This window comes from Rhodococcus indonesiensis (genome assembly GCF_047782815.1).
GTDB lineage: Bacteria > Actinomycetota > Actinomycetes > Mycobacteriales > Mycobacteriaceae > Rhodococcus > Rhodococcus indonesiensis.
The window spans coordinates 1,781,397-1,804,400 of the sequence record NZ_CP180630.1 but is presented as its reverse complement, the minus strand read 5'-3'; the positions used below and the strand labels follow the sequence as shown (position 1 = coordinate 1,804,400).

Here is a 23,004-nt window from a genome sequence, read left to right as displayed (position 1 = left end):
CCATGTCCCGCAAGCGCTCAGGGTCGAGTCACGGATCCTCCTCTCAGCCGCTGCCCGACAACGTCGTGTCGTTGGCCGAGCGTCGCCGCCCGGCGGGCACACCGAAGGAGCGGTATCGCGCGTTGGCGCCGGACTTCGCCGGGTGGCTGGTGGAGAACGCCATCTGCCCACCGAACCGGGTGGAGCAGATCGTGGTGAGCGTTGCGAACGCGGTCGACGCACTGTCGCGGGCAAGCAAGGGATTCTCGGCCACACACTGGCGCAGCCGCGACGTGGACCACCTGCTCGAGCGTGTGCTGACCAGTGACCTGGTCGAGGACGACGACGAGACGCGGGCGCACATCGCCGGGGATGTCATCGCCTTCCTGCGGTTCCTCGAGGCGACGAACCGGTGGACCGGCGCCGACGAGGACCTCGGGTACGGCCTGTCCACGCTCGTGTCGTACATCGAATCGAAGCTCGCGTCCTTCCCACCGGTCGACGAGCCGTCGATCGAGCCCGGGACCGAACGTGCCGCATTGACGGCCCTGCCGGTCGTCGCACGGCTCGACGCCCTGCTCGGCTGGATCGGTGAGCGCCGGCCCGTGACCGCGACCGGAGCGCTGAAGCGCGCCCTGGTCATGGAGGCCTTCGACGCTGTCGGCGGCAAGCGCGAGGATCTGGCACCGCGCAAGATCCAGTCGATGTGGGATCTTCCCGTGCTGGAACAGACCTGGGTCGTTGCGGCCATGGTGGACTTGATCTCGATCGGCAGGACCGTCGTCAAGCCCGGTCCTGCCGCGCCGGTGTGGCGGGATCCGGACCGGAATCCGGACGAGTACCTCGCCCTGTGCCGGGACGCGGTGACGCATTCCCTCATCGTCGCCCTCGGCCGGCGTGGGGAGGGGCGCCTCGAAGCGTTCCATTCTGCCCTCGACGCGGCGACCGCCGCCGTCCTGTCCGCCGGTCTCGGTGAGCACCCGCTGCCGTCCGCCCCCGAGGAACGCCTGAACGCGCTGTCCGTGCTGTTCCCCGGCATGCCGGTCGAACCGAGCTTTCTCGGCAGCATGCTCGTCGACCGCCTCGACGACCTCGTCGCCGATGGCATCCTCGACGACGCGGACGGCTACCGCGTGCCGACACCGCTCCGTCCTGCCGTGCGGGCCGCCGTGCGCATCCTCCTCGGCGACGCGACACCCGTCGCCATCCACCCACCCGCGCGGTGCACCCTGCGAATCTCGTTGCGCGACAGCGAGCCTGCGGTGTGGCGACGGGTGGTGGTCGACAACTCCCTGAGTCTGCTGCATCTGCACTTCGTCATCCAGAGCTGCTTCGCCTGGGAGGACTACCACCTGCACCAGTTCACGAAGGGCGAGCCGTTCACCCGGGGTCGCGTGTACGTGCCCGACGATCAGGTCGACGACGAGCTCGCGAACGGTCAGGACGAGGTCGTCGACGAGGGCACGGTGACCATCGGGACGGTGCTGCCGAAGGTGGGCGCCACCCTGACCTACCTGTACGACTACGGCGACGGGTGGACGCACGACATCGTCGTCGAGTCCGTCGCCGACTTCGATGCCGAAGCGCCGCGCGCTGCCTGCGTCGACGGGCACGGCCTGGCACCGGCCGAGGACTCCGGCGGCACGTGGGGCTGGTCGGACATGCTGTCGGCAGCCGACGACCCGAGCCACGAACGGCACGACGAGGTGCGGCAGTGGCTGGGTTTGCGCGCGGGTGAGCGTGTCGACTCGGAGTGGTTCGACGCGGACGAGGTCAACGGCCAGTTGCGCTCGCTGTTCGGGTAGCTCCAGTTCGCACGGCTGCTGCGGTTGCGGAGCCTGACGAACGGAATTGCCTCCGGGTTCGCATCCGACCCGTGCGAATTCGCTGCCAGTGACTGCGTCGGGTTGCGCGGAGGGCCGACCTCTTTGCGCCGGATACCGGCAGTGGCTTCGATGCATCCCGCAATCTCGTCTCGGCGTTCGATGCGATGCCCGGAGCGACGAGGCAGGGTCGTCGAGCCCGCCGTTGTCCGCCGATCCGGCGCTGGACGGAGCGCACCCGCCCGGCCGTCACGGCCGAGATCCGTCACCCTCGAGGCCGGTGCGGTTCACCGACGGATTTTCTGAGCAGGTCGAGGGACGAGTACGCTGCGACACCGACGACCACGCGGCGCCGAGCGGGAAACCCCTTGCGATTCAGGCATCGTCGAAACTCCAGCTCGCCGCCTCGCAGGGATCGTCGTCGGTCTGTCGGGGTGCAGCGGTGGTGGCGCTGCGGGTGCCCGGCACGGTGCGGGCCAGGGCGATCGCGATGCGGCGTTCGGATTCGTCGGCGAACGGGCCTCGGATGGTGACGCGGCCGCCCGACACCTCGGCACGCCAGCGTCGGGTGCCGGTGTAGTCGTCGAGGCGGCGCTGGACGCTGACGCCGATGGCCTCGTCGGGCTTGAGCAACAGCCGCAGCAGGTCCCCGCGAGAGACGATGCCCACCACGTGCCCGTCGTCCTCGACGACCGGGATGCTGCGCAGTCCCCGGCTCAGCAACAACCGACTGGCGTCGGCCAGGTCCTGGTACGCCGCGACCGCCACGACGGGGGCAGTCATCACCTCGGCCACCGTCCGTGTGTCCTCGGACATCGTGCCGCGCAGCACATCACCGCTTGTGAGGATCCCGACGAGGCGGTCCTGGTCGTCGAGGACCGGCAGGGCGGCGTACCCCTGCTCGGCCAACGGGACGGCAGCCTCGGTCACAGGCACTCCCTGGTGGACGGTGGCGACCGGCCGGTGCATCACATCGCGTACTCGCATGGGTCACCTCGTTCCCGGGTGCAGGACCCGGATCGACGAAACTATATAGGAAAAGTAAAGCACGAAATGTAAATCACGTATAGAGTCTCGTCCGCGGATTGCAGCGCAGCCCTGCCCGGGGAGTCCGGAGGCGCGGTCAGCGCAGCGCCGCCAGAAGGTCTCCGACGGTGTGGTGGGACTCGAGCGGATGACGGAGTCGGCCTTCCGGATTCACGGCATAGGTGTTGCGGCGGCCGACGCGGGTCTTGGTGACATAGCCCTCCTCGACCAGATCGGCGAGGATCATCTGCACCGCCCGTTCGGTGATGTCGACCCGGCGGGCGAGTTCGCGCACCGTCGACTCCGTGCCCTCGGTCAGGCACAGCAGCACGTGCGTGTGATTGGTCAGAAAGGTCCAGTGCCGACGCGAGGGGCCGTCGGATGTGCTCGAAGTCATGCCTTCACCATAGGTCCGATGCAATTCACGTATTGACGTTCGGGACGGAAGGTTCGGGGTAGTGACGGCGACGATGCCGTCGCATCGAGATTGGGAACCTGTCGATGCAGCGCGATGGTCGATTCCGCAGCGTGGCGGCCGTCCGCCAGTCGCATGGCTCCCGACGATGGTCGATCGCCGATTCTTCGGTGGATCCGGCGTGAAGACCACGTGCGCCGGGTCCATTGCAGTTCGATCAGGATTCCGGCGGAGCCTCCCATTCGCTCGGCACCACCAGGACAGGTCGATGAGAGTGGTGCAAGGTGCCCATCGCCACGCTGCCGAGAAGTATCTCCCGTGCCGCGGATCGTCCCCGCGATCCGACAACCACGACGGCCGCATTGTGCTCGCGCGCAGAACCGATCAGTGCGTCGTAGATGGTGCGAGCGTGGAAACCCCGGGCGCGGTCGACCTTCAATTGCAGGACTTTTCGGCCGGTGGACGCCGAGGCAGCCGGGAGCGCGGTGTCGCCACCTTCGTCGACGGAAACGAGCAACACGTCTCGCTCCGGGAAGAGGCGGGCGGCCGCCGCGAATGCTGTTTCGGCACCTGCAGAGCCGTCCCAGCCCACGGCTACCGGACCCTCGGCCAGGGCGGCGTGCTCGGCGGCCAGCATCGGATACGGGACGACGAGGACGGGCCGAGAGGCATAGTGCACCACCATGTCGGACACGCTGCCCAGCACCGCCTGGGTTCCGCCCAGTCCACGAGACCCGACGAGCACCAGGTCGGTCTGCAGCTCGTCGGCAACCTGCGCGATGCGCAGGCCCTCGTTCCCGAATGTTCGTCTCAACAGCGGTTCGGCTTCCCATCCGGCGGTGCGGGCCAGCGTCACGCCCACAGCCACGAGGCGGTGAGCCTCCTGCTCGCCCTCGTGCTCCACCATCTCGACCAGTTCGTCGACGTCACGAGCGCAGGCACGCAGGCGTCGGCGCACCTTGGCGCTGGCAAACGGCGGGCCCCACAGGTACGTGACCCATCCGCGTGCGTTCGGAAACAGCGACGCGCCGGCTTCGATCGCAGCGTTGGCGGCCGGTGAGCCGTCGTATCCCACGATTGCACTTACCTGCACAGTGCACCTCTTTCAACGTGTGTCGAGTTTGCTGAACTTCGCTGGACGTCGGGAACTCCAGCCCCGGCTGCGTCGCGCATCCAGCGAGGGACGCTCAGCAGCTCGGGCCGGCTCATCACATCGAGGTCGCAGGTGGTCGTGACGGCGACGACGGGCGCGGGCGCAGTCGGCACCGCGCCCGTCGTCAGGGCGTCAAGCTCTGTGCGTGGCATCTCCGAAGGGACGTCACGAGGCGGCCGGTCGATCGGTCGGCCACTGTCGCCGATGCAGGGCAGCGCCTGCACCAGCCTCCATGCGTGCAAGCGGCATATCGCGCTCTCGACCCGCACCGCCATCTCCGCTCCGATGGTGCCTACCACCTGCTAACAAGAACCGTATATCACGAACTCTATTTCCACAATACGAGTTCATGTCAGGCGTCAGTGCAGATTGCTTGCGTGGCACGTCGGCAAAGACCCACGAGCATCCGGGTTCCGACTCGGTAGGGGTCGATCGAGCTGCAGCTGCGGTACGACGACACACGCCCCCCGGGTCGGGCTATGCACTCCTGCTGGGCCCGGCCTCTTCGATCACCACGCACGTCGGTTCGGGCAGTCGGTCGCCAGTGCTACGTCGAGTTCATCAGCCCGGGTCTCGGCCACGGCTCGTGAGCGAGCCGTCAACCCGCCGTCGACAGAACATCGCGGACCCACCCGTGAAGGTGTCCGATGATTGCACTGAAAGTGCCTCTGCGTAGATGGGTCATCGTGACGTCAAGAATCTCGATTCTCTTACTACGGGAATCGCTTTCGCCATTCACACGCCGTCACGGCCGACGCAGTCTCCACTGATCCGGCCTCAGCGATGTCGAGAAGCAGGAACAGGGTCACCACATCGAACGGGTTGCGCCTCACCCCTCCGGGTGAGCCTTCAGTTCAGCTAAAGCCCACCGTAGCGATTCGACATTGTCATGAATACGGGCCGCTTCTAATGTGATGTAGGTAATGGTCAAGCGAAGGATGTGACATGCAAATAGTCACTCTTCCGGCACCCTGCGGGAACGCCTCGTGCGACGTGGACTGCGACAGCAAGACACGTTCCGCCTCGCTTGACCCGCCCGTATCCACGCCCGTTCGCAACTGCCGATCGGGCGCCGTTCGATCCGCCTCGCGGTGAACCGAAAGAACGCTCATGACTTCCATCGAGATACTGCCACTGATCGCATTGGTGGCAATGTTCGTCATCGCCACCTTCTTCCCCATCAACATCGGCATACTGGGGTTCATCGGCGCGTTCGTCGTGGGGGCGTTCCTCCTCGGCTACGACGACAAGGAGATCCTCGCCGAGTTCCCCAGTTCGATCGTGCTGACGATCATCGGCGTCACCTACTTCTTCGGCATGGCGAAGAAGAACGGGACCATCGATCTCCTCGTCCACACCTGCATACGCAGCGTCCGCGGTCGAGTGACGATCGTTCCCTGGGTGTTCTTCTTCTGCGCCTCGGTACTCACGGCCTTGGGCACGTTCAGCCCGGCGGCGGTCGCCTTGATCACGCCGGCGGCGATGTCGTTCGCAGCTCGTACCCGGATGAGCCCGCTGGTGATGGGCATCATGACCATCAACGGCGCACACGCCGGAGCATTCTCGCCGATCTCGGTCTCGGGCGTCCTCGTCCGCGACATCGTCGAATCGAGTGGGTTGACGATCGCCCCGTGGACCCTGTTCTTCGCCAGCTACGGCATCAACCTGCTGCTCTCGGTCCTGACCGTGATCGGCTATGCCGTTCTCGCCCGGATGCGGAACCTCGAATTCACCGCTACCGGCTCGAGTGACGACTTCGACTTCGACGGTAGTGAGAGCCCTCGCCGCACTCCCGTCGCGGGACCTGGCACGGCCCCGTTCGGCGGCTCGTCCGGGGGAACCGGCACCCAGGTCCTCGTCCGGACCCCACGCACCGAGATCGTCACCGAACCTGCCCGACAGCCAGTCACCGCCGTCCAGAAGCTCACCCTCGTCCTGATCGCCGCGGTGCTGGTGCTGGTGCTGGTGCTGCACATGCCGATCAGCTTCGTCGCCATCGCCGCCGGTGCGATCCTCGCCTTCACCGACCTGTCCAAGCAGAGTGAGGCCATCGCCGGTATCAGCTGGTCCACGGTGCTGCTCGTGGCGGGCATGGTCACCTATGTCTCCCTCATGGAGGAGATCGGCACGCTCGACCATCTCGCGGAGATGGCGATCACCATCGGGGCCCCACTGCTGGTCGCCGTCGTGCTCTGCTACGTCATCGGCGTCACCTCGGCGTTCGCCTCGTCGACCGCACTGCTCACCGCTGTCATCCCGCTCGCGCTTCCGCTGCTGCAGACCGGAGCCCTCCCGGTCGTCGGCGTCGTGGCGGCCCTCGCCATCTCGGCCACCGTGGTCGACGTATCTCCCTTCTCGACCAACGGCGCGCTCGTCCTCGCCAACGCCCAGAACATCGAACGCCCCCGGTTCTACCGCCAGCTGCTGCTGAACGCGGGCATCGTGGTCGCGATCGCGCCGATGCTGTGCTGGCTGCTGCTGGTGGCCGTCCCAGCCCTGGCCTGACGCGTCGACGCACCCCCGAGGGTTTAGCTCGAGTTAACCCTCATCGAGAAATCCGCCATTGTTCTCCACCCTGATCTCGGTCAGGGTGGGTGGTGGGACACCGCTGGCACCTACGCTCCCTATCCGATCGGAGCCTCCAGCGGTGCCTCACACACTCTTCCAACCCGAAAGGTGGGCCGACCGTGTTCACACTCCGTGGAACCTGGATGCGGGGAGGCACCAGCAAGTGCTGGCTGTTCAACGCCGTGGACGTCGATCCCCTCATCCCCCAGGCAGGTGGGCTGGATGCCATCTTGACCTCCGCGTTCGGCTCCGGCGATCCGCGCCAGCTCGATGGTGTCGGGGGCGGCAGCTCGACCACGTCGAAGGCGGCAATCGTGCGCCGCTCCAGCGAGTCCGGCATCGACGTCGACTACCTGTTCGCCCAGGTCGCGATCGGTGACCGGCGGGTCGAATGGGGCAGCAACTGCGGAAACTGCGCCACCGCGATCGGGCTGTATGCGCTGCAATCCGGCTTCGTTCCGGTCGACTCCGCGGTGACGACCGTGCGAATGCGCAACCAGAACACCGGCGCAATCCTCACTGCCGAGATCGCGACCCCGGGCGGAATGATCCCCACCGAGGGTGACGCGGCCGTGCCAGGCACCAGCGCGCTGGGCGTCCCGGTTGGCCTCACCTTCGCCGGTCTCGCTGCCGATACAGCCACACTGCTGCCCACCGGCTCAGCCGCCGAACAGATTTCGATCGAGAACCACACGTACCGCGCCACGATGGTCGCCGCTGGCGCTCCGGCGGCGTTGTTCGACGCCGCCGACCTCGGACTGACCGGCGCAGAAGACAATCGGACCATCGCCGAACACCTGCCGCTGCTTCTCCGGCTGCGACGGGAATCATCGTTGCGGATGGGACTGAGCAAACCGGGAGACCCGGTCACACACGCGATCCCCAAGGTTGGCGTCGTCGGCCCCCCGGTGGACTACCGCACCAGCACGGGCGTCGACATCGACGAAGACGACTACGACATCTCCGTCCGGATGCTGTCGATGCTTGCCCCGCACCCCGCAATCGGACTGACGTCCGCTGTCGCCGTAGCCGCGGCGTCCACCGTGACCGGTGGCGTCGTCACCCACAACACACGGGTCCGGTGGCCCGGATCGCTACGGATAGGGACGCCCGCCGGGGTCCTCGACGTCGACCTCACCACCTCGCCCGACGGTATCCTCGAAGCGGTCACCTTGCACCGGGCGGCCCGACGCATCGCAGTGGCGGAACTCTTCGTCACCGGCCCGGCGCCCGCACTGGTCGGGTTGGCACGGTGAAGGTCCGAACGCCCGAGAACGCCACGATCGCACCCCGGACAATCGACGCGCGGATCGCCCGCTCCTGGCTGTTGGTCAACGGCAGCCGGATCGACTTGTTCGACCAGGCCGAACGTTCATGCGCCGATCAGATCGTCCTCGACATCGAGGACGCAGTCGATCCGCAACGGAAGTCCTCGGCACGCGAGGACGTTGCCGTCTGGCTCGAACGCTCCTCGGCCTGGGTCCGGATCAACGACCGGTCCTCGAAGTACTGGAGCGACGACGTCGATCGACTCGCCGGCCTTCCCGGACTGGCGGGCGTAATACTCGCGAAAACCGAAACGGCAGAACATATCACCGAAACCTTCGACCGACTCGGCGGAGGCACCCCAGTCCTTGCCCTGGTCGAATCCGCCCTCGGCATCGAGCAGGCCGGTGCTATCGCCCGCGCCCGCGGCGTGTTCCGGCTCGCCTTCGGCAGCGGTGACTATCGCCGGGACACCGGCACGAGCGCCGACGACCTCGCCATGGCGTACCCCCGCTCCCGACTGGTGGTCGCCAGCCGGGTCGGCCGGCTGCCCGGACCGATCGACGGCCCCACCCTCAGCAACCGCCACACCGTGTTGCGCGAACAGTCCGCCGTGACCGTCTCCCTCGGCCTTACCGGAAAGCTGTGCCTGGACACCGATCAGCTGCAGGTGATCAACGCGGCCATCAGCCCTACACCGTCGGATGTCACCTGGGCGCGGCAGTTCCTGGCCGATTTCGAAGCCCGCGGCCGCATCATCCGCGACGGCAGCGACCTACCCCGCCTCGGGCGGGCCGAGCAGATCACCCGCCTCGCCGACGCGTTCGGCATCTGCCGGAACTGACAGGCGTCCTTCCGGGCCCCTATCCGGCCTCGAATCCCTCCTGCAGTAGGCGGGCGGCGGCAGTGCACACCGCGATTCCTTCCTGCGCGGCCGGGCTCAGCCGCCGCTCGGTCAGATGCGCGACCAGGATGCGCCGCTGCGGCGGGCGGGTCGCGAGGGGAATCGACCGGACGTCGGGCCGGAGGTTGAGCACGGCCAGGCGCGGCGCGATGGCCACACCGAGCTCGACGGCCACCATCGCCTGTACCTCACCGTAGTCGTGCGCGAACACACTCGTCCGAGGCATGAAACCACCTTGATTACAGAGCTTTTCGAGTGTCTGGGCAACCGGGTGATCATCGGCGCGTACCACCCACGACTCGTCGCGCAGTTCGGTGATCCGGATCGAGTCGCGGTCGGCCAGACGGTGCCGTTCCGACACCAGCAACACGGTCGGATCGTTCATCAGGTGGTGGTAGGTCAACGTAGGGTCATCGACTCGGTTCCATTCGTAGTCCCACAGCAACGACAATTCGGTCTCCCGCCGACGCAGGGCGTCGACCAGTTGCGCGAACCGGCCGCTGACCACCTTCAGATCGACGCCCGGGTGCCGCGTCTTGAACTCCTTGACCACCAGCGGCAGCAGTGACGACCCGGCCGTGGGAAAGGTGCCGATCGCCAGCACACCGGCCCGCAGCCCCTTGATCTCCGCGAGTTCGGCCTCGGCAGCCTCCAGCTCGACCAGGATACGTTCGGTGTGCCGGAGGACCGACCGCCCAGCCTCGGTCAGCACGATGCCTCGCGCGTGCCGCTCCAGAAGCGGCTGCCCCGCCTCCTTCTCCAGCTTCGCGATCTGTTGGGACACAGCCGAAGTGGTATACCCGAGCGCGGATGCCGCCGCGGTGATCGACCCGTGCGCGGCGACCGTGCGCAGTGTGAACATCCTGGCCGTATCCAGCACGCGCCACCCCTGACTTTAGACAAAGTTAACTGCTGTCGATATGCCCGTGATTGTAGTTGAACCGGGGGGATGGCAATCTCGAGGTGGCGGCCCCGGCGCCACGGACTCTTCGGTCGCGCCATGACCCTGCCGGCATCACCCGTCGGTCCGCGCTCGTGCACCCCGGCCGCTGTAGAGCGCCGCACCTGTATCGACCTTCCCCACCATCCGAGGACAGCTTATGACTGCACACCCGAGCGACAGCTACTCGACCCACGACCACCCCGGCACGAGCACAGCCGACAGCCCTCCTCTGACACGTGGCCCGTTGCACGGCCTCCGCGTCCTCGACATCAGTACCGTCTACGCCGCACCGATCACCGCCATGCTCCTCGGTGATTTCGGCGCGGACGTAATCAAGATCGAGCACCCCTCGGGCGATCCCGCCCGCTCACACGGAGCCCGGAAGGACGGCCACGGACTGTGGTGGAAGGTCATCGCCCGTAACAAGAAGTGCATCACTCTCGATCTCAGCACCGACGAAGGCCAGCAGATACTCCGCGACCTCGTGATCGATGCCGACGTGCTGGTGGAGAACTTCCGCCCCGGCGTACTCGAGAAGTGGGGGTTGGGTCCGGACCGACTCCATGCCGTCAATCCGGGACTGGTCCTGCTCCGCGTCACCGGATTCGGCCAATCCGGACCCTACGCCGAGCGCCGCGCATTCGGCACCCTGGCCGAGGCGATGAGTGGCTTTGCCCACCAAACCGGGACGGAGGACGGCCCACCGACGCTGCCGCCCTTCGGACTCGCCGACGGCGTTGCCGGACTTGCCGGCGCATTCGGCGTGGTGACCGCACTCCTCCACCGCAACGGCTCGGCCGGCCGCGGACAGGTCATCGACATGTCACTACTCGAACCACTCCTGGGAATTCTCGGCCCCGGGCCCACCGCCTACGACCAACTCGGCACCATCGCCGGCCGCAACGGCAACCGCTCCCCCAATAACGCCCCACGCAACACCTACCTCACCAAGGACGGCCGGTGGGTTGCCGTCTCCGCGAGCGCCACCTCTGTCGCCGCGCGGGTCATGCGCCTGGTGGGCCGACCTGACATCGTCGAGCAATCCTGGTTCGACTCTGCCGGCGAACGCAGCCGCAACGGCGAACTGCTCGACGACGCGGTTGCGAAGTGGATCGCAGACAGACCCCTGCACGAGGTCACGGCCGAGTTCGAACGGGCCGGCGCCGCGCTCGCACCCATCTACGACGTCGCGCAACTCATGAGTGATCCGCAGGTCCTCGCCCGTGACTGCATCACGACCGTCGACGACGAAGACCTCGGCCCGATCAAGATGCAGAACGTCATGCTTCGCATGCTCGGGACTCCGGGTGCGATCAAGTTCCCCGGCCGCCGTCTCGGGCAGGACAACCAGGAGTTCTACCGGGACACCCTCGGCATCGACCAGGAACGAATGACCGAACTCACCGAGAAGGGCGTCCTTTGATGAACCGCAGCTACCTCTTCGCGCCTGGCCACAACCTGAATCTGCTCGGAAAGGTGTTCCACGCCGGCGCCGACGCCGTCATCCTCGATCTCGAGGACGCGGTGCCGCCCTCCGAGAAGCGGACCGCCAGGGCAAACGTCGCATCCGTCGTCACCACCAGGACCGCATGGGTGCGAATCAACGCCCCCGGAAGCGGACTCGCCGCCGCTGATCTGCATGCCGTCGCTGCATCGGCACACGGCATCCGCATCCCCAAGGTCGAAACGCTCGACGACGTTCACTGGGTCGCAGCCCGGGCCCCGGGAAAGCCCCTGATCTGCGCCATCGAAACCGCGAAAGGGGTCGCCAATGCCTTCGATATCGCCGATCACCCCGCGGTAACGCATCTCGCACTCGGTGGTATCGACCTGCAGAAAGACCTCGGCACGGGAGACGGGGACATACCGATGCAGTACGTGCGATCCCACCTCGTCGTCGCCGCGCGCGCCGCCGGCATCGCCCCACCGATCGACAGCGTCTACCCCCACCTCAATGACAATGACGGACTCATCCGGCAGGCCGCCCACAGTCGCAGCCTCGGCCTGTTCGGCAAGTCCGCAATTCACCCCGCTCAGCTGACGGCCATCCATGCAGCCTTCACTTCGGGACAGGACGACATCGACTGGGCCCGCGAAGTGGTCGACGCATTCGAGAAGGCCGGCGGAGCCGCGGTCCGGCTACCCGGAGGTGAATTCGTGGATCGCCCCATCGCAGAGCGGGCACGAACGATCTTGGACGCCGCGCGAACGTGATGCCGTCATGCTCCGCGCCGTCTACACCATGTAGTACACGAACGTGTGCCGCCTGCCATGATCGTCCCGACCGAATCGCACGCGAGCTCGGTCGGGGCGCAGGCGTCTCAACCCCATTCTCGAAAGAGAATCCCGCGTGACCTGCAAGCGAATGCGTTACAGTTCCCGGGCCAACTGATACCGGGGGGATTCATGGCCGAGGGACTTCGTTTGGAACCGCGGACGATCGAGGAGATCGTCGCCATCTGCGACACCATGCTGACGACACTTCGCAACGCAGCACGCCATGCAAGCGACCTGACCGATGCACCGAGTTTCGGGGGCTTCAAGTCGGCCGAAGACCTCCGCGCCGGCTTCGTTCGCAAAGCCCGCGGCACACCCGAATCGCTCTACGAACGACTGGAACAATTCGAGGCGGTGCTCAGCGGCATGCGAGAAGCGTTCGCCGCCGGCGGTGAGGGGTTTCTGGCGGCCGAAAACAACCGGACCGCCCGCCTGCACGCCCTGAACCAGGACGAGCTGTGACCGCGGGCCGTACCGGTGCCGCAATCACAGGGGCACTTATTGTGCTTGCATCCCTCTCAGCGTGCACTGCCTCCTCCCCCAACTCGGAATCCACAGACGAGGTCCCGAGTACCCCAACCACAACGACACGAGTACCGCGCCTGGTGGACGAGTCCGACCGACCTCTCGTCGCCTTCGACCCGTGCCTCGACATCCCCGACGACGTTCTTGCCGCGGCAGGCTACGATCCGAACTCCGAAGACAACACGGATTTCGCGGCGACGCACTACACGATGCTCGGCTGTTCCTACGACGGCGTCTTGAAGTTTCCCGGCGTTGCCGCCTACGCCCTGACGGTGAGATCGGCCAACTTCGACTGGGCAATCGAACTCCAGAAGACCGCCGACAACGGCGACGACGTCATTCCATCTGAGATCGCGGGCCGACGCGCACTGCTGAAGACCAACCTGTCCCTCCCCGAACGTTGCGGCCTGAGTGTCGAGACGTCCTACGGTGTGCTCATCTTCGCGCAGGTTCTCTTCGGCAAGGGCGGCGCCCGCGTACCCGAAGCGCAATGGTGCACCGGACTCGAAGACACCGCCGAGCGCATCGTCACCGTCCTCGACGACTTCGAGGCCGGCAGCCGCTGATCTCAACCTCGGAGTCGGCCGCAGTCCTGCGTGGATTCGAGCCCGGATACCGAGCTTGAAGCCACGCGCGTTCGGCAGACCATGCCCGCGACGGTGTCGCCCCGGTGTGTCAGCATGGTCGAACCCGACACCGGAGGGAGCGTCGTGTCCACCGCCGACCTGCACCGCCTGACGCGTCTGCGTCAGGAGCACCCGGCGTGGGCGCTGCTGCGGTCGGACAATGCGGCCGCGGTGCTGGCACTGCTGGGCCGGCACTTCGATCGCGGCACGCGACGGCTGCCGGCCCCGGAGCTGTTCGCCCGCCTCGACGCCGACCTGCAGGAACTACGCGACGAGGGATTCGAGCTGCCGCGCACCGGTCAGGCCTATTGCGCGGACTGGGTGCGCGCGGGTTACCTGCTGCGCCGCGCGAGCGCCGACGCCCGCGAGGAAACCCTCGAGCCGACGGAGGCGACGTTCGCCGCGCTCACGTTCGTCGAGGGCCTGACGACGGCCACCAGCTCGGTCACCGAGTCGCGGCTGACCACCCTGTCGAGCCAGCTCCAGGCACTGGCGCGGGACTCGGACCCGCGCAGCGAGAGCCGCCTGGCGGCGTTGCGGGCCGAGCGCGACGAGTTGGACCGGCAGATCGCCGCCGTCGAATCCGGTGACTTTCCCGTACTCGACGGGAACCGCGCGGTGGAACGGTCCGCGGAGATCCTGGCCCTGGCCGGGGAGATCCCGGGTGACTTCGCGCGGGTGCGCGCCGAGTTGGAGGCGCTCAACCGGGAGCTGCGGGCGCGGATCCTCGACGACGAGGGCGACCGTGGCGACACTCTCGGCGAGGTGTTCCGCGGGGTCGATCTGATCGGCAGCTCCGACGCCGGCCGCAGCTTCGCCGGCTTCTACGACATGATCATCGACCCGGAGCGGTCGTCGCAGCTCGACGACTGGATCGAGGCGGTGCTGCAACGCCCGTTCGCGCAGCAGCTCACCACCGAACAGCGACGACGCTTCCGCACCCTGCTCACCGAGATGGAGGACGCCGGCGGCGAGGTGCACGCGACGATGACGTCGCTGTCGCGTTCGCTGCGCCACTTCGTGCAGTCCCGCCACTACGAGGAGCACCGGCGTCTGCAGCGGCTGTTGCGCTCGGCCCAGCAGCAGGCCCTGCAGGTGGCGCAGCGCCGCAAACCGTACGACCTGCTGGACCTCGAGCTGGTGCGGGTCGGCATGAGCATCGATTCGGTGGCGGCGCTGCGCCTGCACAACCCGGCCGACGACCTGGTGGCCGAGCCGGTAGTGACGCAGCCGGTCGGCGAGGTGGATCTCGCGGAGCTGCGCCGCATCGTCCGCGAATCGGAAATCGACATGGACGAGCTGGCCGGCAACGTCGCCGCCACGCTGCGTTCCCGCGGCAGCGCCACGATCGGCGACGTCTTGCGCGATCATCCCGCCACGCAGGGACTGGCCAGCGCGGTGGGTCTGCTGGTGCTCGCCGCGAAGCACGGTCACCGCGTCGACGGCACAGAGGAGATCGCGTGGACGTCCCCGTCGGGCGCGACCCGCGTGGCGACGGTGGGCCGGCACCTGTTCGACCCGACCGACAGCGAGTTCACCGCCCGCATCACCGAGGACGCGTCATGACCGAATCGACCACACGCACGGGCGACACCGGCGAACTCGATCTCGACACCCGCCGCGCGCTGGTGCAGCTGCTCAAGGGACCGCTCGTCACGGCCGACAAGCACCCGGAGGTGTGGCGGACGGTGATCCGCGACGAGCGGGTGCTGCGGTCCCGGCTCGCGGACGTGTTCCTCGACCTCGTCGTCGACGAGGACGATCAGCTCGCGTTCACCCGCCCCGCCGACACGGGCGACCACAAGGCCCCGACGGTGCTGCGCACCGAGCGGCTCACGTTCATGGACACCGTGATGCTGCTGGCGCTGCGGCACCGACTGCTGCGCGCCCAGCCGGGCGAGCGGGTGATCGTCGACTTCGACGAGGTGGCCGGGCAGCTGGAGATGTACCGCGCGGCGACGAGCACCGACCCGGCCGGCTTCCGCAAACGGGTCAACGCGTCGTGGGAGAAACTGAAGAAGTACACGCTGCTGGCGTCCACGTCCACGGAGGGCCGGATGGAGGTCTCGCCGGTGTTGCGGCAGTTGTTCGATGCCGATCAGGTCGCCGCCGTCGAGGCCGAGTTTCGGCGCATCGTCGAGGAGGACGCGCCGTGAGCGCCGCACCCGTCCACCCCGGCCAGTTCCGGCTCGCGCGGGTGCAGGTGGTCAACTGGGGCACCTTGCACGGGCATCACGACATTCCCGTGGCCCGCAAGGGTTTTCTCATCACCGGGGCGTCCGGCTCGGGCAAGTCGACGCTCATCGATGCGATCTCGACGGTGCTCATGCCGGGCGGCAGCGTGCGGTTCAACGCGGCCGCGCAGGAGTCGGCGGCCGGGTCGGGCCGTAACTTCGTCAGCTACATGCGCGGCGCGTGGCGGCGCGAGGCCGACGCCGACACCGACGCGCTCACCGCCTCGTATCTGCGCACCGGCGCCACGTGGAGCGCGGTCGCACTGATGTACGACGCCGCCGACGGGACGGCCCCGGTGACCCTGGTCAAGCTCATGCACCTGCGCCGGGGCGCCAACGCCAACAACGAGATCTCGCACCTGCACCTGATCCTCGACACCGACGAGGAGCTGACCGCCCTCGAACCGTTCGTCGCGCGGGGCATCGACACCCGGGGCATCCGCAAACGCTGGCCCGATGCGGTCGTGAACCCGAGCTACGCGCCGTTCGCCCGCGCGTTCCGGTCCAAGCTCGGCATCTCGTCGGAGGCCGCGCAGCGGCTGCTGCACCGCACGCTGTCCGCGAAGAGCCTGAACAGCCTCGACCAGCTGCTGCGCGACTACATGCTCGACGAGCCGCCCACGTTCGCGATGGCCGAGCGGGCCACCACCCAGTTCCGCGAGCTGCGCGAGGCGCACCGCGTCGTCGTCGACGCCCGACGTCAGGTCGAGACGCTCGAGCCGCTCGTCGCACTGGCCGACGCCCGTCGCACCGGCCTGCAGGCCCAGCGCGACCTGCAGGACGAGACCGATCACCTCGACGCGGTGCACGCCCGGATGACGGTGGACCTGCTCAGCGACCGGCTGGACGAGACGCGGGCACAGACCGGTTTGCTCCAGGCCGCCGCGGGCAAGACCGCCGACGAGGCCGACCGCGCCGGCGAACGCACCCTCGATCTGCGGGTGCGCGCCGAGAGTGCCGGCGACGGCCGGCTCGCGACCCTCCGCGTGCACAAGGAGACCGCCGAGACCGCACTCGAACGAATCATCCAGCAGCGCAGACGGTTCGACGTCGCCCTCGCCTACTGGGAGGCAGAAGCACCGGCCACCGCGGACGACTTCGCGCATCTGCAGGCCCAGCTCGAGCGGGAACTGCGCGAGCTCGACGCGACCGCCGACACGCGCAGGGCCGAACTGTACGAGGTGGCCGGTGCGCTCGCCGAAAACCGGAAGACGATCCGCGCGCTGATCGCCGACCGGGAGGTCCTGGCTCGGCGCCGCTCGAACCTCGATCCCGACCTGCTGCGCGCCCGGGAACTGGTGTGCTCGGCGGCCGGGCTCGGGGAGGACGCCCTGCACTTCGCGGGCGAGCTGATCGCGGTGCGCGCCGAGCACGCCGAGTGGACGGGCCCGATCGAACGGGTCCTGGGCGGATTCGGGCGCACCCTGCTGGTGCCCGACGAGCTGTATCAGCGGGTGGCCGCCGCCGTCGACACCCACCATCTCGGTGCGCGCCTCGTGTACCGGCGGGTCCGTACCGGCGTCGGCGCGCCGGACGCACCCACGACGGGCGACGGCTCGCTCGTCCGCAAGCTCGAGGTGCGCACCGGCCCGCTCGCCGCGTGGCTGCACCACCACCTGGCGGACCGCTTCGACTACGCGTGCGTCGACATCGCCGACGACCTGCGCCGCGTCCCGCGCGGCGTCACCCGGGCCGGGCAGGTCAAGCACGGCGGCGACCGGCACGAGAAGGACGACCGTCGGCGCATCGACGACCGCAGCCGCTGGGTCCTCGGCTTCGACAACGAGGCCAAGCTCGCCGACCTGCGCCGGCGCATCGGCGACGCCGAGACCGACGTCGACGCGCTGCAGCGGCGGCAGGAGGCGCTCGAACGGGCCGAGTCCGCGATCCAGCAGCGCCGGCAGGCCGCCGCGGTGATCCGCGAGTCCGCGTGGGCCGACGTCGACGTCGCGGCCGCGGGGAACGCGGTAGACGCGATCGAGGAGCGGCTGCGCGAGTGGATGCAGGGCAACACCGAATACGCCACGCTCACCGCGGATCTGGCTCGCGCCGAGAGCGAGGAACGCGCCGCCCGGCAGGCGCACACCGCGGCGCTCGCCAAGCTCGAACAGCACCGGGACGAGCTGACCCGGGTGCAGGCGCGGCTCGACGAGGCACAGGCGCACGCCGGCACGGCGGTGCCCGAGCCGATCGCCGCGCGCATCCGGGCCCGGTTCGCCGCGGCGGTCCGCCGCGTCACCGTCGACAACATCGACCGGGCCCTGAGCACGGTGGGTCGCGCGATCAACGAGGAGACGCGGGCCGCTCAGCGCGACACCGCGGACGCCGAGCGCCGCATCACCGCGATCCTCACCGGCTACCTCGCCGAGTGGGAGGCGCGGCGCGCCGAGATGCGGTCCGAGGCCGAGTACGTCGACGACGCCCTCGCAGTGCTCGTCCGGCTGCGCAGCGACGGCCTGCCCGCCTACGAGGACGAGTTCTTCCGGCTGCTGCGCGAACAGTCGCACCGCAACATCGGGGAGCTGGCGCGCGCGATCCGCAAGGCGCCGGGCGAGATCCGCTCGCGCATCGAGCCGGTGAACGAATCGCTGCGCCGCTCGCCGTTCGACACCGACCGGATCCTGCGCATCGATGTGAAGGACCGGCGCTCTCCCGCCGCGTCGGAGTTCCTGGCGGAGCTGCTGCAGATCACGAGCGGCGCGTGGAAGGAGGAGGACCGGGCCGCGGCGGAGCGGCGGTTCGACCAGATGGCGGCGGTGCTCGAACGGCTCGACTCCGGCGAGCCCGCCGACCTGCGGTGGAAGCGCCTCGTGCTCGACACCCGCCTGCACGTCGGATTCATCGGGGTGGAGGTCGACCCGGAGGGCCGCGACGCCAACTATCACGACTCGAGCTCCGGCCTGTCGGGTGGGCAGGCGCAGAAGCTGGTGTTCTTCTGCCTCGCGGCCGCGCTGCGCTATCAGCTGGCCGCCGCCGGCGAGGAGTTGCCGCGCTACGGCACAGTGATCCTCGACGAGGCGTTCGACCGCGCCGACCCCGCGTACACCAGGCGGGCACTGGACGTGTTCACCCAGTTCGGGTTCCACATGGTGCTCGCCACCCCGCTCAAGCTGCTGCAGACCCTCGACGACTACATCGACGGCGTGGCCGCGGTGAGCATCCGCGACAAGCGCTACTCGCAGATCGCCCTGCTGCCGATCCGCGAGGACGGCACGTGAGCGCACTGTGCGTGCCGCCGTCCGCGGTCGCCGGCAAGGCCCAGGCCGCGTACCGCAGCCGCCGCGCCCGATGGATCACCGATCCCGCTGCGGCCGAATCGGATTCGCTGACGATTGCGCTGCATCCACCGTCCGAACGGCGGGTCGCGCAGGATCCCGACGCCGTCGTGGCGTGGGTGCGGGCCTGGCACGGTTACCGGGGCGGCGGCCGGGTCGAGTGGGAGACGCGACGCTGGCCGAGCTTCGGCACGCAGGAAGTGCCGGTGCGCCTGGTGCTTTCGGGCGCGACCGAGGTCGCCGCCGCGGCCGCACGCGCAGCCGAGTGGCGCACCCTCACCGCACGACAGGCGCATCTGCTCGACGGACTCGGCCCCGGCACGGCGACGCTCTCGAGCGCGATCGCCGCGACGCACACTCGCTGGCTGGAGCTGGACGAGCCGGACTTCGGGCGGCTCGTCGCGGCCGTGCGGTGGCTGGCCGAGCATCCGTCGTCGGGGCTTTTCATCCGCCAGCTGCCGGTGCCCGGCGTCGACACCAAATGGGTGTCGCGGCACCGCGCCCTCGTCGAGACGCTACTCGAGGGGGTGCGCGGCGACCGCGACCTGGGGGTGCGGTCGCTGCCGCGGATGTGCGAGGTGGCCGTGTGCGACCGGACGCTGCTGGCGGCGGCGCCCCGGATCTTCGCGACGTCGCTCGACGAGCTGGCGGCACTGCCGGTGACACCGGCCCGCACCCTGATCCTGGAGAACAAGGAGGGCCTGCACGCGCTGCCGCAGCTGCCGGCGACGGTGGCCGTGCACGGCGGCGGCTACGCGGTACACGAACTCGCGGACGTGCCGTGGCTCGCTGCCTCCGACGTCGTGTACTGGGGCGACCTGGACACGCACGGCTTCGCGATCCTCGACCGGCTCCGCGGCCGTCTCCCGCACGTGCGCAGCCTGCTCATGGACCGCGGCACCGTCGAGCGGTGGCGCGGACTCGCCGTGCCCGAGGCGTCCCCCGCCCCGCACGTGCCCGCGCACCTGACCGGACCGGAACGCGACGCCCTCGACGCCGTGCGCGCCGGAGGGCTGCGACTCGAGCAGGAGCGAATCCCGTGGCCGTACGTTGTCGAACAGCTTGCACGAATGTCCGAGGCACAACCCTGACCAACGGCGGCCAGACGGCGACCGAATGTCACAGTCATGCGATCCAATCGACCCGCTGTGACATTCGGTCCGCGGGTCGTCACGCAACGATCACGTCCGCAGCATCGAATCGACACAAAGCCGACAAAGCGCCGCCTCCCCGGCTACAGGTTCTCCCCTGCAGTCTTCAGTTGCACCTTCAGTCGCATCGGCCACTAGAATCAATCTTCTCATTCCCGAGTTCTCGCCCGGGAAATCCCTTCACAGGAAAGGAGCATCCGACGCACACGCCGGCCCCCCACACCGTTCATCTCGTCTCCCTGCCCCACAGCGTCGGAGATGCTCCCCCGCTCGCGTCCGAGCGGCCCCGGCTGCACGGCCACCCGCACATCGTGTGGTTCCGGGACCGCTACGCGATTCCCATCTCGACCACCACGCCGCATCAGGCGATGCTCGAGGACCTGCAGTTCGTGCGCCGGGTCCTCGACGATGCCGGCATCGACTTTCTGCTGGTCCGCGGCGACGGTGCGCGCCCGGTGCTGGCGGTGAACTGGGCCGACCGCAAACAGCTACGCGCCGCCCTGGTTGCGGCGTGCGCGGAGGAGCCGTTCTACTCCAAGACCGTCGGTGCGAAACGGCACCGTCCGGTGCTCGTCGCCGACGGCCGCCTTTCCCACAGTTCCAAGGCACGGATCTTCCGGCTGTTCCGGCCGCGCGTCGAGCTCTCCAGCGGGCTGCGGTACGGGGCGTCCAACGGGGTGCAGATCGAGCTGTGGTCGCACGCCGACGACGAGATCGTCCTCCCCAGGGAGAACGCCCTGACCCGCCGCAGCGTGCTGCGTGAGGAGGTCACGCGCGGCACCGTGGAGCGGTACCGGCAGACGTGGCCGACGATCGAGGGGATGTTCGCGACGCACCCGTCGGACGTCCCGTTCGAGATCGACCTGGTGTTCTCGTGGGTCGACGGCTCGTGCAAGAAGTGGCAGGCCGAGCGCGCCAAGCGCATGGCGAACTACGTGGTCGGCGAGGGCGACGACTCCCCCGCCCGCTACCGGCAGATCAACGAGCTCAAGTACGCGCTGCGCTCCGTACATATGTATGCACCGTGGATCCGGCGGATCTTCGTCGCGACCGACTCGGACCGACCGGACTGGCTGGCCGACGACGGGCAGGTCACGTTCGTGCGCAGCGAGGAGTTCTTCGCCGACCCGTCGGTGCTGCCCACGCACAATTCGCAGGCCGTCGAGTGCCAGTTGCACCACATCCCGGGTCTGTCCGAGCACTTCCTGTACTCGAACGACGACATGTTCTTCGGCCGCCCGGTGGACCCGCAGATGTTCTTCTCCGCCGGTGGGGTCACGAAGTTCATCGAGGCGGACACCCGCATCGGATTGGGCCGTAACCACAAGAGGCGCACTGGTTTCGAGAACGCCGCCCGGGTCAATCGCCGGCTGCTCGAGGAGCGGTTCGGGGTGACGATCACCCGGCATCTCGAACACACGCCGGTGCCGCTGCGCAAGAGCGTCATGGCGGAGATGGAGCGGGAGTTCGCGGACGAGTTCGCGGCGACGGCGGCGAGCACGTTCCGGGCCGCGGAGAACATCTCGGTGACCAACTCCTTCTACCACTACTACGCGTTGATGACCGGTCGGGCGGTGCAGCAGACGACGGCCCGCATGCGGTACGTCGACACGACGATGAAGGCGGGGCTGCGCGAGCTGGACACGCTGCTGGCGGGGCGGAAGATGGACTTCTTCTGCCTCAACGACGGCAGCGTGCCCGAGGTGGACCTCGAGCTGCGCACAGCCAAGGTCACTCAATTCCTGGAGCGGTACTACCCGATCCCGGCACCGTGGGAGACGGACTACCCGGGACGGTCCTGACCCGCACGGCGTAGCACCCTGCCGGGCCGTCCCGCTTCCCGCGGGGCGGCCCGGCCGGAACGCGCATCCGGTCACCGCCCGTTCGACAAGGTGGGAAAGGTCCAGCTTCCGTCGAGGACTTCCGGGCGCGGACGGTACAGGCGGACGAGGTAGTTCCACCCCTCGGTGATGGGCAGGCAGTTGGCGCCGGACGCATCGCCGAACCGGACGGTGATCGAGCCGTCCGCGTCGGGCACACCCGTGATGTTGTTGACGCTGTAGGTATTCTGGTCGTTCGGCTCGAAGAAGCCCTGCGCGTTGTAGACGGAGACGGACCAGAATCCATCGACGGGCACATCGCGGACGGTCAGCTCGTACTCGCCGACCGGCAGTCCCGGATCGACGCCGATGTAGGCGGCCTCCGTGGTCGGCAGGCCACCCCAGCCCGCGGCGGTGCCGATCAGGTGCCGGACCGGATCGACCTCACCCCGGGCACCGAACATCCTGTCGAAGCCGGTCAGCCCCCGTGCCAGCGCCAGCAGCGCGTCCCGCGTCGCGTCGAGGCTCGCCCGGTCGTAGTCGGGCGCCGTGAACGGCGTCGACGAGACGGCGTCGAGACGGAATCGGTCCTGGAGCGCGGCCACGGCCTGCACGTCGTCCGGATCGGAGGGATCGACGAGGATCCGCACCGCGATCCCGACGTAGGGGGTCGGGAACTCGTCGGCGGTGAGCCGGTGCTCTCCCGGCTCGTGGAGGATCCGGTCGACGTGGTGGTCCTGGTCGACGACCATCGCCGACACGTACCGGCGACCGCTCTCGGGGATGGTGAGGGTCGCGCCCTGGGAGACGTCCACAACCGCGAAGCTGTAGAGGGTATCGCGGTTCATCCGGATCACCGTCTGGTGCTCGACGGCGGCGGGCTCCCGGTTGTGGCTCAGCGTGTTGACGCCCCCAGCGTCCCGCTGGAGATCGAGGAACATCCGGTCGGTCTCTGCGCGAACGAAGTTGTCGACATTCACCGGGATCGATGTCATGCGCGGAGCCTAGACGACGCACAC

At 68.4% G+C, this 23,004-nt stretch carries 18 protein-coding genes; 13 read left to right on the top strand and 5 right to left on the bottom strand.

Going from position 1 to position 23,004, the window contains the following annotated elements; translation table 11 throughout:
• Window positions 1-65: 65 nt before the first annotated feature.
• Window positions 66-1,784, top strand: a complete 1,719-nt coding sequence (locus tag ACM26Y_RS08500) for a plasmid pRiA4b ORF-3 family protein (RefSeq protein ID WP_416063639.1) — start codon at window positions 66-68, stop codon at window positions 1,782-1,784.
• Window positions 1,785-2,177: 393 nt separating this feature from the next.
• Here ACM26Y_RS08500 and ACM26Y_RS08495 read toward each other — a convergent pair whose 3' ends face one another.
• The 3 genes from ACM26Y_RS08495 to ACM26Y_RS08485 all read right to left on the bottom strand — a co-directional run bounded on the left by ACM26Y_RS08495 (window position 2,178) and on the right by ACM26Y_RS08485 (window position 4,336).
• The gene (locus tag ACM26Y_RS08495) at window positions 2,178-2,789 is read right to left on the bottom strand and encodes a CBS domain-containing protein (RefSeq protein WP_416063187.1); all 612 of its coding nucleotides are present in this window, start codon (window positions 2,787-2,789) and stop codon (window positions 2,178-2,180) included.
• Window positions 2,790-2,925: 136 nt separating this feature from the next.
• On the bottom strand, window positions 2,926-3,225 hold the full coding sequence (locus ACM26Y_RS08490) for a helix-turn-helix transcriptional regulator (RefSeq protein WP_416063186.1): 300 nt from the start codon (window positions 3,223-3,225) through the stop codon (window positions 2,926-2,928).
• A 235-nt stretch (window positions 3,226-3,460) separates the two neighbouring features.
• Window positions 3,461-4,336 (bottom strand): universal stress protein, encoded by an 876-nt coding sequence (locus tag ACM26Y_RS08485; RefSeq protein WP_416063185.1) that lies wholly within the window; start codon window positions 4,334-4,336, stop codon window positions 3,461-3,463.
• A 1,170-nt stretch (window positions 4,337-5,506) separates the two neighbouring features.
• On the opposite strand from ACM26Y_RS08485, the gene ACM26Y_RS08480 reads away from it, so the two are divergent.
• The 3 genes from ACM26Y_RS08480 (at window position 5,507) to ACM26Y_RS08470 (ending at window position 9,074) form a co-directional block, all read left to right on the top strand.
• Window positions 5,507-6,901 (top strand): SLC13 family permease, encoded by a 1,395-nt coding sequence (locus tag ACM26Y_RS08480; RefSeq protein ID WP_416063184.1) that lies wholly within the window; start codon window positions 5,507-5,509, stop codon window positions 6,899-6,901.
• Window positions 6,902-7,107: 206 nt separating this feature from the next.
• On the top strand, window positions 7,108-8,220 hold the full coding sequence (locus ACM26Y_RS08475; protein ID WP_289379802.1) for a PrpF domain-containing protein: 1,113 nt from the start codon (window positions 7,108-7,110) through the stop codon (window positions 8,218-8,220).
• Complete coding sequence (locus tag ACM26Y_RS08470) at window positions 8,217-9,074, top strand: HpcH/HpaI aldolase/citrate lyase family protein (protein WP_416063183.1); 858 nt, start codon at window positions 8,217-8,219, stop codon at window positions 9,072-9,074. Before ACM26Y_RS08475 ends, ACM26Y_RS08470 begins: the two co-directional genes overlap by 4 nt.
• Window positions 9,075-9,093: 19 nt before the next feature.
• Here ACM26Y_RS08470 and ACM26Y_RS08465 read toward each other — a convergent pair whose 3' ends face one another.
• The gene (locus ACM26Y_RS08465; protein WP_416063182.1) at window positions 9,094-10,014 is read right to left on the bottom strand and encodes a LysR substrate-binding domain-containing protein; all 921 of its coding nucleotides are present in this window, start codon (window positions 10,012-10,014) and stop codon (window positions 9,094-9,096) included.
• A gap of 220 nt (window positions 10,015-10,234) precedes the next feature.
• On the opposite strand from ACM26Y_RS08465, the gene ACM26Y_RS08460 reads away from it, so the two are divergent.
• The 9 genes from ACM26Y_RS08460 to ACM26Y_RS08420 all read left to right on the top strand — a co-directional run bounded on the left by ACM26Y_RS08460 (window position 10,235) and on the right by ACM26Y_RS08420 (window position 21,967).
• Window positions 10,235-11,500 (top strand): CaiB/BaiF CoA transferase family protein, encoded by a 1,266-nt coding sequence (locus ACM26Y_RS08460; RefSeq protein ID WP_416063181.1) that lies wholly within the window; start codon window positions 10,235-10,237, stop codon window positions 11,498-11,500.
• On the top strand, window positions 11,500-12,291 hold the full coding sequence (locus ACM26Y_RS08455) for an HpcH/HpaI aldolase/citrate lyase family protein (protein WP_416063180.1): 792 nt from the start codon (window positions 11,500-11,502) through the stop codon (window positions 12,289-12,291). The genes ACM26Y_RS08460 and ACM26Y_RS08455 overlap by 1 nt, the downstream gene beginning before the upstream one ends.
• Window positions 12,292-12,483: 192 nt before the next feature.
• Window positions 12,484-12,816: a hypothetical protein gene (locus ACM26Y_RS08450; protein WP_416063179.1), complete on the top strand. Its 333-nt coding sequence runs from the start codon at window positions 12,484-12,486 to the stop codon at window positions 12,814-12,816.
• Window positions 12,813-13,445: a DUF3558 domain-containing protein gene (locus tag ACM26Y_RS08445; RefSeq protein ID WP_416063178.1), complete on the top strand. Its 633-nt coding sequence runs from the start codon at window positions 12,813-12,815 to the stop codon at window positions 13,443-13,445. The genes ACM26Y_RS08450 and ACM26Y_RS08445 overlap by 4 nt, the downstream gene beginning before the upstream one ends.
• A 114-nt stretch (window positions 13,446-13,559) precedes the next feature.
• The gene (locus ACM26Y_RS08440) at window positions 13,560-15,071 is read left to right on the top strand and encodes a DUF3375 domain-containing protein (RefSeq protein WP_416063177.1); all 1,512 of its coding nucleotides are present in this window, start codon (window positions 13,560-13,562) and stop codon (window positions 15,069-15,071) included.
• On the top strand, window positions 15,068-15,661 hold the full coding sequence (locus tag ACM26Y_RS08435; RefSeq protein ID WP_003936243.1) for a DUF4194 domain-containing protein: 594 nt from the start codon (window positions 15,068-15,070) through the stop codon (window positions 15,659-15,661). Before ACM26Y_RS08440 ends, ACM26Y_RS08435 begins: the two co-directional genes overlap by 4 nt.
• A complete protein-coding gene (locus tag ACM26Y_RS08430) occupies window positions 15,658-18,957 on the top strand; it encodes an ATP-binding protein (protein ID WP_416063176.1) in 3,300 nt (1,099 codons plus the stop codon). The genes ACM26Y_RS08435 and ACM26Y_RS08430 overlap by 4 nt, the downstream gene beginning before the upstream one ends.
• Window positions 18,954-20,105 carry a DUF3322 domain-containing protein gene (locus tag ACM26Y_RS08425; RefSeq protein ID WP_416063175.1) on the top strand — a complete coding sequence of 384 codons (1,152 nt, stop codon included), beginning with the start codon at window positions 18,954-18,956 and terminating at the stop codon, window positions 20,103-20,105. Before ACM26Y_RS08430 ends, ACM26Y_RS08425 begins: the two co-directional genes overlap by 4 nt.
• 371 nt (window positions 20,106-20,476) lie before the next feature.
• The gene (locus ACM26Y_RS08420; RefSeq protein WP_416063174.1) at window positions 20,477-21,967 is read left to right on the top strand and encodes a stealth family protein; all 1,491 of its coding nucleotides are present in this window, start codon (window positions 20,477-20,479) and stop codon (window positions 21,965-21,967) included.
• Window positions 21,968-22,038: 71 nt separating this feature from the next.
• Here the strand turns inward: ACM26Y_RS08420 and ACM26Y_RS08415 are convergent, their stop codons facing one another.
• A complete protein-coding gene (locus ACM26Y_RS08415; RefSeq protein ID WP_416063173.1) occupies window positions 22,039-22,980 on the bottom strand; it encodes a DUF1254 domain-containing protein in 942 nt (313 codons plus the stop codon).
• Between the last annotated feature and the right edge of the window lie 24 nt (window positions 22,981-23,004).

Coding starts and splice junctions, on each gene's coding strand:
- ACM26Y_RS08480 (WP_416063184.1), top strand. CDS start 5,507: ATGACTTCCATCGAGATACTGCCACTGATCGCATTGGTGGCAATGTTC.
- ACM26Y_RS08460 (WP_416063181.1), top strand. CDS start 10,235: ATGACTGCACACCCGAGCGACAGCTACTCGACCCACGACCACCCCGGC.
- ACM26Y_RS08415 (WP_416063173.1), bottom strand. CDS start 22,980: ATGACATCGATCCCGGTGAATGTCGACAACTTCGTTCGCGCAGAGACC.
- ACM26Y_RS08475 (WP_289379802.1), top strand. CDS start 7,108: ATGCGGGGAGGCACCAGCAAGTGCTGGCTGTTCAACGCCGTGGACGTC.
- ACM26Y_RS08435 (WP_003936243.1), top strand. CDS start 15,068: ATGACCGAATCGACCACACGCACGGGCGACACCGGCGAACTCGATCTC.
- ACM26Y_RS08490 (WP_416063186.1), bottom strand. CDS start 3,225: ATGACTTCGAGCACATCCGACGGCCCCTCGCGTCGGCACTGGACCTTT.
- ACM26Y_RS08450 (WP_416063179.1), top strand. CDS start 12,484: ATGGCCGAGGGACTTCGTTTGGAACCGCGGACGATCGAGGAGATCGTC.
- ACM26Y_RS08495 (WP_416063187.1), bottom strand. CDS start 2,789: ATGCGAGTACGCGATGTGATGCACCGGCCGGTCGCCACCGTCCACCAG.
- ACM26Y_RS08440 (WP_416063177.1), top strand. CDS start 13,560: ATGGTCGAACCCGACACCGGAGGGAGCGTCGTGTCCACCGCCGACCTG.
- ACM26Y_RS08455 (WP_416063180.1), top strand. CDS start 11,500: ATGAACCGCAGCTACCTCTTCGCGCCTGGCCACAACCTGAATCTGCTC.